The organism is Rhizobium sp. CB3060, assembly GCF_025200735.1.
Taxonomy (GTDB): Bacteria; Pseudomonadota; Alphaproteobacteria; order Rhizobiales; family Rhizobiaceae; genus Rhizobium.
Genome location: NZ_CP104159.1, coordinates 1363864 through 1375003, shown reverse-complemented (window position 1 = coordinate 1375003; position 11140 = coordinate 1363864). Strand labels below are relative to the sequence as shown.

The following is an 11140-nucleotide window of genomic DNA, read 5'->3' as shown; positions in this document are numbered from 1 at the left end:
CTATTATGATCGGCTGGTCATCATTGCTGTGCAGAACAAGGCATTGAGCCTGCCGAGGCAGGCTCAAGCGTGATGGAGTTCTGTTCCCTGGATAGCCGAAAGCTTCCAGTCGGAACCGGGCTGGCGCACGAAGGTCCAGACTTCGGTGGTCTCAGACGCATTGCGATCGTCGCCGTCGACGAGTCGGCCCGTCGTGCGGTCGAGCAGCGCGTCGACGCTCGAATAGCGCATGGCAAGAGTGGCATATTCGGCATTGCCTTCGCGCCAGGCTTCTGAAATATCGCCCTGCAGCAGACGAACGTTGGAAACGCTGTTGCGGACGCCTTTGGTTGCATTCTCTCCGAGCTCCTCGGCAAGATAGGACATTGCCTCCGGCGTGGTTAGACGGCGTAGGGTGTTGTAGTCCTCGGCGCCATAAGCCGATTGGACTTCCGTCAGAAGCTGTTCGAAACGGTCGAGATCGGCTTGCGACAGCCCGATCTCGTCATTGGCATGTCTTTGCGGCGCCTGGCTCGCAGCGCCACCGCCTATCGTCGGAATGGAGAAGGAAGAAGGCCGCGGCGCGCTCATATTGTATGACGCGTTCGATCCCGATGCCGAATAAGAGGTTCGCTGCCGGTTGGCGAAAAACCGCATGGCGAAGCTGATGGCCGCGATGATCAGGCCGATCTGCAGCAGCATGCCAAGGAAACCGAAGCCGCCGCCGAACCCGTGTCCGAGCAGAATGCCGAGAAGACCGCCCGCTATCAATCCGCCGATCATCGACCGGCCGAAACCGTTGAAGAGGCTGGGACGCGGCTGCGTATTGATCGGCGACTGCGTTTGGGTTTGGGTCTGCGGCCGGGGCGTCATGGTTCGGTCGATGGGAGCGGCCTGCGTCGGAGCTGTGCGGGTTATGGCCGGAGAGTCAAAGGTTCGCGTCCCGCGGCTGCCGAATCCACTAAAACCGCCGGCTCGACGCGCATCGGCATCGCTGAAGCTCGCAAGGGACGTAGCAACGGCAAGGGCGACGATGACTGCAAGCTGAGTGAAACGCGGAACTGCACCGGGCATTGTTTCTCCTGTCCTTAGGCAGAAAGATGACTTGTTCCGTATATATAGGAACGCGGCTTGCGATTAAAAGTTGGCGGGAAGTTCGCCTTTGCGCCTGCCTGTTCCGTGTGTCGGCAAGATCGTTGCCCTCCGTCAGCAGCGTTTCCAACGGGAAGAGGCGGCATGGAGCATCGAGGAGATGAAAGCCTTCTGGCGCAGATCGCTTAGCTCAGTGTCTGCCAACTCATTGTTTTGAAGTTCACCGGGGGCATAGTCGGGACTGGATCGCCGATCCCCTCCGGTGCGAGCGGGCAGATTGCCCAAAAGCCGTTGCATCACATGCATGCGAGACAGAAGCCCGGACAAGATATGGAAGCGGGCTTTCTTGTTTGCGGCCGCCCGCCAATCCTGGGAGGATGCGTTCGGATCATGGTCTTCCGGATACATTTTCGCGGCTCCGTATTGGATGTTTGCCATCGGCCTCCGAAGCCACTGCAACTCCGCTCGTCCTAGTGATATCGATGCGCAAGCTCGACATCGAAATGCGGGGGTCCATCGGAGGTGATCGGCACAAAACGACCCTTCACCCGGAACACTTTTTCGATGAGCCCAGTGCCGGCCAGGACCTTGGGATCACCGTCGAAGACCAGATTGCCTCTGTCGAGCAATGAGATCTGATCGCAAACCGACATTGCCTGGTTTAGATCGTGGATCGCCATGATGATGGTGACACCCTTTTCCCGGCTGAGCCGGTGGGCGAGATCGAGAACCTCCACCTGGTAGCCGATGTCGAGGAACGAGGTCGGCTCGTCGAGCAGCAAAATCCGTGCTTCCTGCGCAATCGCCGCCGAGATCCAAGCCCGCTGGCGCTCGCCGCCGGACAGTTCCCGCAGGCTCCTATCGGCAAAACCGTGGAGCCCTGTGCTTTCCAGCGCCCAGCGAATGGCATCCTCATCCCGCGGACCATAGCTTTTGAACAGGCCGACATGCGCGAAGCGACCTTGCCGCACCAGTTGCGCCACGGTCATCTCGTCAGGCGCGGCCGGTTGCTGCGGCAGGAAGGCAAGCTGTTTGGCCAATTGTCGCCGCGACATGGATGTGATCGGCCTGCCATCGATCTCCGCGTTCCCACCGGCCGGTTTGATCAGACCGGAAAGGGCTTGCAGGGCCGTGCTCTTTCCGGAGCCGTTGGGTCCGATCAGCGCGCGGATTTCGCCTGGCCTGAAGGAGAGATCGAGGCCGTTCAGCGCTCTTCGAGGACCATAGGCGACGGATAGGCGGGAGCAGGACAGCAGCATGGCATCCTCATGGGGTTTTGCGAAGAAGTGCGATGAGCACAGGAACGCCACAGATCGCCGTGACGATGCCAATCGGGATTTCGTCGGCCTGCCCTATCAGCCGGCCGACAAGATCTCCAAGGGTCACGGTCACCGCGCCGAGGGCGACCGTCAACGGCAGAATGAGGGCATTGCGTCTGCCGGCAAGAAAGCGGGCAAGGTGAGGCACGATGAGCCCGATGAAGACGATCGGGCCAACCGTGCCAACCGCGCTTGCCGCAAGAGCGCAGGACAGGAGCAGAGCAAGCGAAAACTGCCGCTTGTAAGAAAGCCCGAAGGATTGGGCCATCGGGGCTTCGAAACGCAGGAGTTCCAGTGGCCGTCGGATCATGGGCAAGACGGCGAGACCGGCAATCGTATATGGAAACAGAAATGCGGCATGTTCCCAACTCCGCGCGTAGAGACTGCCCGAAAGCCATTCCAGCAGCACTTCGATCCGCGCAGAGCCCCAGCCTGCGATCAATCCGATGGCGAGAGCTTGCAGGACGGCTCCCACGGCAATGCCGCAAAGCGTGATGCGAAGCGGCCCCAAATCGAGGCGAAACGCCAGCAGATAGATGATGCCGCCGGCCAGAAGACCACCCACCGTGCCAACGGCGGGCAGCCATTCAAGGGGGAGCTCGGCGACAGTCGTCGATCCGGTATAGTGAATATAGACTGTGAACAGCAGGAAGATGGTGACTGCAAGCGTCGCCCCCTGAGAGACACCCATGATCGATGGATCGGCGAGTGGGTTGCGGGTAACGCTTTGAAGAATAAGGCCGGAAACAGCCAGATGAATGCCAGCCAGTATTCCCGTGACGATACGAGGCAGGCGGATGTCCATGATGATCGATTGCGCCTGCTGCGAGCCGCCTCCCGTGAACACTGCGATGACATCCGATGCCGGAATATCGGCCACCCCAACGAACACCGCCAGCACGAAGGAGAGGAGCGCGATGAAGACAAAGGCGAGCAGGAACCCGGTGCTGCTGGTGTTTCGGAGCGGCAAGGAAGTGGCCATGATCACGCTTCTCCCTTGAACGAGAAGCTGCGGCTTTGGACGAGGTAGATGAACAACGGCCCTCCTATCAGCGCCGTGACGATCCCGACCGGAAGTTCTTGGGGAGCGGCAATGCTGCGCGCGATCACATCGGCGGCAACGACCATCAGGCCGCCGAGCGCTGCGGTCAGGGCAATGGTCCATCCCGGACCGTTCGGCCTCAAAAGCCGGGCGATATGCGGCGCGGCCAAACCGACGAACGCGATAGGACCGGCCACCGGCGTAACACCCGCTACGGGGAAAACCGCCAGAAGCAGTAGCAACGGCTTCCAAAACGAGAGCTGCAATCCCATCCCGGCCGCCGCCTGTTCGCTGAGGGCGAGAAGGCCGATCACTCGCTGGCATGCCAATGCGCCGGCGGTGCCGATGAGCACCCATGGGGTCATGTATGTGAGCTGCGTCCACGAACGTCCCTGAAAGCCGCCGGACAGCCAGAAAAGCAATGATGGCACCTGCGGTCCGCTCAACAAGAGGACGTATGTCGTGACCGCGCTGAGGAACAAGGAGATGCTGATGCCGCCAAGCGCCAGATGCAAAGGTCGCCCTCTGCCCCCGCGTGAGACCCAGAAGGTCAACAGCGCAGCCGCCAAACCGCCCGCCAGTCCGACCAATGGATAATAGACGGACGAAAGCCACGGTACGAAGACGAAACAGAAAACGATTGGTGTCACCGCTCCGGATGTCACGCCGGTCAGGCCCGGCCCGGCAAGCGGGTTGCGCGTCAGGGTCTGCAGAAGATAACCGGAGACGCCGAGACCGGCGCCCCCGATGAAAGCCGCAAGGCTGCGCGGCAGCCGCAATGTCCATACGAGAATGGAATCGATTTTCCCGTCGGGAGCTAACAGGACCGTCCAAAGAGCACGCGGCTGAAGGGGCTTTGCGCCGATCAGAAGCCCGCCGGCGACGACGATCGCGGCAGCGACCACGATCATCATTGTCATCACCAGCGATCGAAGGTCATTCCGTGGCCGCGTGGCGGCCGCAAGCCTGATCAATTCTGCAGCTCGGTCGGAATCAGCTTGGCCGCCTCCGCCTTGACATCGACGGCAGGGAAGGTGTCAGGGTAGAGGTAATGGGCGGCCTCACGCAGCACCAGCTCGCGGGCGATCGGACCATTGGTTTCCACCCACTCGTCGCCGACATAGAACACGCGACCGTTCTTGACTGCCGAGAGCTGCTGCCAGATGGGATTGTTCTCATGCGGACGATCCGGTCCGCTGTCATAGACGAAGATCACCTGCGGATCTTTTTCCAGCATCGTTTCGAGGCTCAGTTCCTGGCCGAACTTACCGTTCTGCGTCATCGGGCCGGCAATATTGTCGCCTCCGAGCGCTGCAACGATCGACGCCGCGGTATTTTCAGTATGGAAGGAGAAGGGGGTATCGCCCGCCCACATGATCTGGAAACGCGGGTGCACATCCTTCGGCGCCTTCGCGGCGAAATCTTCGAGATCCTTCTTGAAAGCGGCATTCAGTTCTTCGCCGCGCTGCGGATTTCCGAATAGCTTCGAAAGGTCGCTGACCTCCTGATAGCTTTGGCTCAGAAGCTCCATGTTATAGGCGACATAGGGCGCGATCTTCTCGAACTGTGCGGCGTTGCCGACGGTATAGCGTTTCATGGCAATGATGACGTCGGGCCGGACTTCCGACAGCAGTTCGAGATTGGGCTTTGCCCGTTGCCCGATCTGCTTCATGTCCTTTGTCAGGCCAAGAAGGTAGTCCGGTTGGCGTCCGGCCGTCATGTAGGTGGTCGCAACAGGCTTGATGCCGAGGGCCAGCGCGACATCGACCGCGAGGTAGGAAACCGAAGCAATCCGTTTGGGGTTGACCGGGGCCTGCACGGTCACACCACGATCATCCACGATCGAAAGCGTCTGTTTTTTCTCTGCGAAAGCGCTTCCCGAGATCAACATGACAATAATGCTTGCAATATTACACACGCTCAACACGCGCCGCCTCATGGCGAATCCTCCAGGTCAATATTTGTTACAACATAGTGTTCATTCAACAGGCACAGCCTATCCGTCGCTTTCACCGCTCAAGGAGAAACGACATCTCAGCGCTTTTGCCTGAAAAACTTGATCGTGATTGTCTGCTTTAACGACAAAACATGATTAATACAATCATCTTTTAGTATGGTGTGCGGAATATCGTCATGCCTTTCCGCCAAGCCTGGCGGGTGCCCGATATTCAGGGTCTTGCGACGTAGCCGATGCCATTCTCAGGTCCGCAATGAAACGCCACCACAGCAGAAAGCTGGTCGCTCCGAATCCGACGCAAAGGCCGAACCAGATGCCGTAACTGCCCCAGCCGATCCAATATCCGCAGACCGCCATGGCCGGGATGCCGATCAACCAGTAGCCGATGAGCGTGTTTGTCAGCCCAGCCTTCGTGTTTCCGAGCCCCCGCAGCAGCCCGATGCAGATATTTTGAGAACCTTTGAAGAACTGATGGGCTATGGCGAACCAGAGGAGCGTCGTTGCGGCGGCGAGCACGGCCGGATCGGCCTCATCACCCAGGAAGGGACGCAGCACCGCCTGCGGAAGCAAGGCGTAGAGGAGCCCAACAGCCGTCATAATGGAGAAGCTGATCGTGAAGGTGCGCCTCGCGATCGCGCCGATTTCACCCGTCTGCCCTTTTCCGGCCGTGCGGCTCACTAGAATCGATGAGCCTTGAGACAGCCCGATATTGGCTTGGTAGACGATATAGGCGAGCTGGTTGACGATGTTGGAAGCGGCGAGAGCGACCGGACCGAACGTCCCCATGAAGACGGTCGCGATCGAGGTGATTGCCGCTTCGGAACCGTAGGTCAATGCGATTGGCGTTCCCATCTTGGCGATTTTTCTTATCGTCGCAGGCTGCGCCCGCCATCCATCCAGCGCGAGGAGGGCGTTCAGTTTTTCGTCCCGCCGGACCGTGCGCAAATAAACGAAAAAGGTCCATATCTGGACAAGCGTGGTCGCCAGACCGATGCCTGCAAGGCCCAGTTTCGGCAAGCCGAGCCATCCATAAATGAAAGCCCCGTCGAGCAGGGCGTTGACGCCGATCGAGATGATCGTAACCCGCAAGAGCGAGCCAGCGCGACGCATTCCGACCGCAAACTGACGAAGGACATTGAGCCACAGCATTGGCAGCAAGCCCGGTGCGAGGGTCAACATAATCGGCTTCGCAAGCTCGACGACCTCGCTGCTCTGCCCGAGAAAGACCAGGCAATAGCTGAGCGCGACGAGGACAATGCCCGCGGCGATCGCGACGATCGTCGCAAGCAGCATGGACGCCCGGAGCAAATCACGAATTTCGTCATGCGCAGTGGTGTCAATGGATGAGGTGCCGGTTCTTTTTTCTCCTCGGCCGACCGAGGCGGCAATCATGTTGCCGACGCCTGTCACCATGCCGACGCACATCGTACGCAGTTGGTTATAGAGCAGGATCGCGAGACCGCCGGCAGCAACCGCCTGAACACTGATGAAGCCCATCATCAGGAGATCGGTACTGGTAAGAGCGACCTGAGCAAACTGAATGCCGGCAATGGGGGCGGCGAGCGCGATGATTTCCCGATAATTCCGAAATTGCATTGTGGCCACGTCGTTATGCTCCCACCGCTGCGGCGGTTCGAGATGCCAGATATATCGATTCCCGGTATGCATCGAAGAGCCGATGCAGTCGCCGATGTGCCGTCTCGTCGAACAGATGACGCTCCCGAAGCCACTCATCGTCGTAGATGGTATCGAGATATTTTTCGCCCGCGTCACAGACCAGGACCACCATCGTGCTGTTCGGTTCGATAAGGGCCAAACGCTTGAGCGCCACATGGATCCCGGCGCCGGAGGTGCCGCCGACAAGCATTCCCGTTCGGCGAGCGACAACACGGGCAGCAGTGAACGCATCGATGTCGCCGACCGTCAGTCCCTCATCGATCAGAGCGTGATCGACATTGGGGCCGACGGTAAATCCGCCCGGCGCGCCGGCGCCGGTCTGCCAATACTTGCCGGGTCGTCCTCCGAAGATAATCGATCCTGTCGGTTCGACGCCGATGCTCGTTACCTGCGAGCCGAGGCGGCGCAACTCCCTTACCGTTCCGCATAGAGTGCCGCCGGTGCCGACCGCGCCGACGAGATAGTCGACATCCGTGCCGAGGTCACGCAGCAGTTCGGCCGCGAGGCCAACATAGCCATTGTTGTTGTTGGGGTTATGGTGCTGATCCGGCCAGAATGCCCCTGTTTCCTTGGCAATTTCCCCCGCGACGCGCCGCCGCTCGACAGTGCTTGGGCCTTCTCCCTTGCCCTCGATAAAAACGAGATCGACGCCCATGGCCTTCATCGCCCGAAGCTTGTCGCGCGATGCGTGGCTGTCTACGACTGCGGTAAACTTATAGCCCCGTTCGATCGCCGCAAGCGCCAGGCCCGTTCCGGTATTGCCCGAGGTCGGCTCGACGATGCAGCCGCCCGGCTTCAGTTTTCCGTCCCGCTCGGCCGCCAGGATCATTTCCCGCGCCATTCGAACCTTGCAGGAACCGGTTGGGTTGAACTGTTCCAGCTTCAGCAGCAATCGACTGCCGGATCCCGTCCGGGCAAGTTCCAGCAACGGCGTGTCGCCAATCAGCTCGGAGCATGTGGTTACCACTCGTTCAGCAGGCCGGCTAATGTGTCTGGTCATTGATCCATTCTCCAGGTGAAACGTTCGTCTTGCCGGGCCACAACAATCTTGGGCGGCAAGGTGAGCTGGTGAAACTCACTCTCGTTCTTGTCCATCTGATAGCCAGCGGTATTGGGATAGATGATCAGATCGCCATACCGAGGTGCCGCGGGAAATGCGATCTTGCGCCAGGTCAGAACGTCATATTCCATGCAACTGGAGCCGCCGATCGCTGCCCGAACGGGCTCCTGCGGGCGGGCTTCTCCCCTTTGCACCAGAACAGGGGCCGGCAGAAACTCGCTGTTTTTCCATTGTTCCGACAAGCTCATGCTGAGGCCGGCGACGGTAACGATGCCGTGCTCTGCATTTTTCTTGAAACCCTGCACCGGAAAGACCGTGATTCCCGCACCGTCGAGAAGTGCTCGACCCGGCTCGAGGTATAGTTGCACGTCCGCTGCGATCAGCTTCGATGCGAGCGTTCCCTCTGCATCTCGGCTTTGCAGGATCGCGTCGAGCATGGCGGCGTCGGTAGGGGCCTGGTGGTAGGGATAGAAGTGGCTGAAGCTCTTTTCCGCGTGAAAATCAGCCGGATCCACCAGCTCCTTAAAGGCTTTCCAATCGAGCTCTTCGACATAGGCGCAGGCAAAGCCTCCGCCTATGGAAATGGCGGATGCCGGAAAGCCCTGTCGGCGTGCTTCCAGGCATTGGTCGATCAACATCGATGCCAATTCGGCGCGCGGCTGCACCGCATAGCCGTCGAGGTGGAACGAAAAGCCATCCATGATCAGGTGGACTCCGGCCTTCGCGCAGCGCTCGAGCGCCACGCGAAGGTCATTTGAATTGAGTCCGAAGCGGCTGTTCTGCCCTGAGGGCGGCAGCACACGCAGCAAGATTTGCAAGGGAGCGGTGTCCGCCGCGATGCCGATCGCCCGCTCCAGTTCGTCCAGGGCGTCGATGGCAACGGTTGCACCGTGGCGGCAAGCCAGCCACAAGAGATCGTTGCTCTTGGCGGCGCCCGTCACGCCAATATTCTCACCCCGAACGCCGTTGGCCAGCGCATGAACAAATTCGGGTATGCTGGCGACGTCCACTGATCCGTGCAGCCTTGCAACCTCACGCAGCCATGCGCCCGCCTTATTGGCTTTCTTGCCGAAATAAACGTGTCCTGCCACGTTCCTTTCCCGCAGAGTGCGCTGGAAGGCCGCGAGATTGTCGGCAAAGCTCTCGGGATGGATGATGTGAAACGGGCCATCCGTCGCGCCGTGAATCTGGCTCAGTAGCTCAATGTCCTGCCTGACGGCGGTCGCCCATGCCTGTTCACGAGCGCGCATCGAATTGATCATTAGCTCCATAGTTCGACCCGCTTGCCGCGGCCGGCGGCAATCCCTCTGGTGGCCAATGCATGGGCGACAGGGATATCCGTGATGATCATGCCGCTGCTGAAGGCGAACACCCGGTCCTCTTGGGTGTTGCGTCCGGGCCTGCGGCCGCCGACGATTTCAGGCAGTTCTGCGTCGATTCTGGCAACGCCGTCCGCGCCGGCGAGCCTCTTTCCGGTGACGCCCAACTGACCCTCGTTCGTCGCAATCGCATAGTCCGCATCGTGCAATGCGCCCGATTCAATCCCCTTGCTGGCAACCGAGATCAATAGACCACCGGGCTTGAGCCACTTGGTCTGGACTTTGGGGTGGGCGGCGCGGCCGGAGGCGGCCACGACGATATCGGACGCTGCGACAGCTTCCGGGACATCCTTCACCAACTCGATCTCACGATCAGGAAAATACTTGGCAAATGTGGAGAGGCTCGCGGCAATCCCGTCGGGATGCGTGCCAAAGAGGCGCAGGGTTTGCAGGCGGGGCAGGGCGGTCAGAAGATATGGTAGCGTATTGATGCCCTGCGCACCTGTCCCGATCATCAGCACCGATCGAGCGTCCTCCTTGGCGCAATGCTTGGCAATGATCGCGGTCGTCGCCGGAGTGCGCGAACCGCCAACGCGATGGCAATCCATGAACGCGAAGGGAAGCCCGGTCGTGTCGTCATAGAGGCTGATCGTGGTGTAGTATTTTTCGGCGCTTTCGCTGCCTTGGCGATAGGAGGTCTTGAACCCGACCTGTTCGAGCGCGCCATCATATCCGAGCATCGAATAGGACACCGCGTCCCGCTGCTCGTTCGGGAGCGGCATCATAAGCTTGGTCGGGCAACGCGACTGTCCGTTGGCATAGGACAAGTAGGCGTCTTCGACGAGCCGAATGACCTCTGCCGGCGGCAGTTCGATATCCGATAGGTCGGAACGTGTGAGGATATGGATGGCAGGCGTGTGCATGAACGTCTTGGTCATCGTCGATGCCTTTCGATGTTGCCGATGTGGTGTGAGGTGAAAAAAAAGGGGGCGGCGCTGAGCGAGCGCTTCGCTCATCCAACCATCGGGATGGGAGGATCTGCGCTGGGCCGTTTGGCGCTCTCGCCTTAGGAGGGAGCCATTGAATGTTTGGCGCTTGGGCTGATGTCGGGATGCCGGAGATCCCTCAAAGGAATATCGCAAGCCGGCGGCGGGCCTTCGAAAATGTGGCGCGTCGTTTTGCAGGGGAATTTTCGGCCGCTGCGCGCCATCTCGAAAATCATGTCGGGAGTGATTGTCTCACCCAGCCGCCATGCCTCCACCCGGACGGTGTCGTAGTCCAAAAGAACAACTGGCAGGACTTTGAAGCCAAGGCGTTGCGCAATGGTGAGCCTGTGGTGCCCGTCCATGACGAACCAATCGCCGCGATGGACGGTGATCGGCCGCGTCCATCGGCCGGATTGGACGATCTCCTGTTCGAGCTCGTTTACCCTGTCACTGTCGATTTCTTCGGTTGGAATGAGCCTCCTGGGGTCGAGAAGCTGGTACTGAACAATGCTCGTTTTCATTCACGCCTCCCCGACGTCATGATTTGCGAGAGCGCAAGCCGGATCGTTTATGAGCGGTAACTTACACCCTTTTAAGCTGCAGTCAATAAAAGATGATGAAAATAATCAACTTTAGAATCGAACTAAGAATCTATCTAAAAACAGTGCGTTAGAATCTGGCTAACAAAAGTATAACAACTATTGATAGT

The 11140-nt window shown here is 59.5% G+C and carries 10 protein-coding genes; all 10 read right to left on the bottom strand.

All coding sequences use genetic code 11. The features are described 5' to 3' along the window. Positions 1-63: 63 nt before the first annotated feature. The 10 genes from N2601_RS25710 to N2601_RS25665 all read right to left on the bottom strand — a co-directional run bounded on the left by N2601_RS25710 (position 64) and on the right by N2601_RS25665 (position 10952). Positions 64-1053, bottom strand: coding sequence for a Tim44 domain-containing protein (locus tag N2601_RS25710; RefSeq protein WP_260304181.1), 990 nt, complete (start codon positions 1051-1053; stop codon positions 64-66). 488 nt (positions 1054-1541) lie between these two features. Beyond that, positions 1542-2330, bottom strand: a complete 789-nt coding sequence (locus tag N2601_RS25705) for an ABC transporter ATP-binding protein (RefSeq protein ID WP_260304180.1) — start codon at positions 2328-2330, stop codon at positions 1542-1544. A gap of 7 nt (positions 2331-2337) precedes the next feature. After that, entirely contained in the window at positions 2338-3372 is a 1035-nt protein-coding gene (locus tag N2601_RS25700) for a FecCD family ABC transporter permease (protein WP_260304179.1), read from the bottom strand. Between the two features lie 2 nt (positions 3373-3374). Continuing rightward, positions 3375-4352 (bottom strand): FecCD family ABC transporter permease, encoded by a 978-nt coding sequence (locus N2601_RS25695; protein WP_260304178.1) that lies wholly within the window; start codon positions 4350-4352, stop codon positions 3375-3377. A 50-nt stretch (positions 4353-4402) separates the two neighbouring features. After that, the gene (locus N2601_RS25690; RefSeq protein ID WP_260304177.1) at positions 4403-5323 is read right to left on the bottom strand and encodes an ABC transporter substrate-binding protein; all 921 of its coding nucleotides are present in this window, start codon (positions 5321-5323) and stop codon (positions 4403-4405) included. 240 nt (positions 5324-5563) lie between these two features. After that, positions 5564-6985, bottom strand: a complete 1422-nt coding sequence (locus N2601_RS25685; protein ID WP_260305248.1) for an MATE family efflux transporter — start codon at positions 6983-6985, stop codon at positions 5564-5566. 13 nt (positions 6986-6998) lie between these two features. Continuing rightward, entirely contained in the window at positions 6999-8066 is a 1068-nt protein-coding gene (locus tag N2601_RS25680) for a PLP-dependent cysteine synthase family protein (protein WP_260304176.1), read from the bottom strand. Continuing rightward, positions 8063-9376, bottom strand: coding sequence for a Y4yA family PLP-dependent enzyme (locus N2601_RS25675; protein WP_260304175.1), 1314 nt, complete (start codon positions 9374-9376; stop codon positions 8063-8065). Before N2601_RS25675 ends, N2601_RS25680 begins: the two co-directional genes overlap by 4 nt. Before the next feature lie 11 nt (positions 9377-9387). Next, positions 9388-10383: an ornithine cyclodeaminase gene (locus N2601_RS25670; RefSeq protein ID WP_260304174.1), complete on the bottom strand. Its 996-nt coding sequence runs from the start codon at positions 10381-10383 to the stop codon at positions 9388-9390. 128 nt (positions 10384-10511) lie between these two features. Next, complete coding sequence (locus N2601_RS25665; RefSeq protein WP_260304173.1) at positions 10512-10952, bottom strand: ParB N-terminal domain-containing protein; 441 nt, start codon at positions 10950-10952, stop codon at positions 10512-10514. Between the last annotated feature and the right edge of the window lie 188 nt (positions 10953-11140).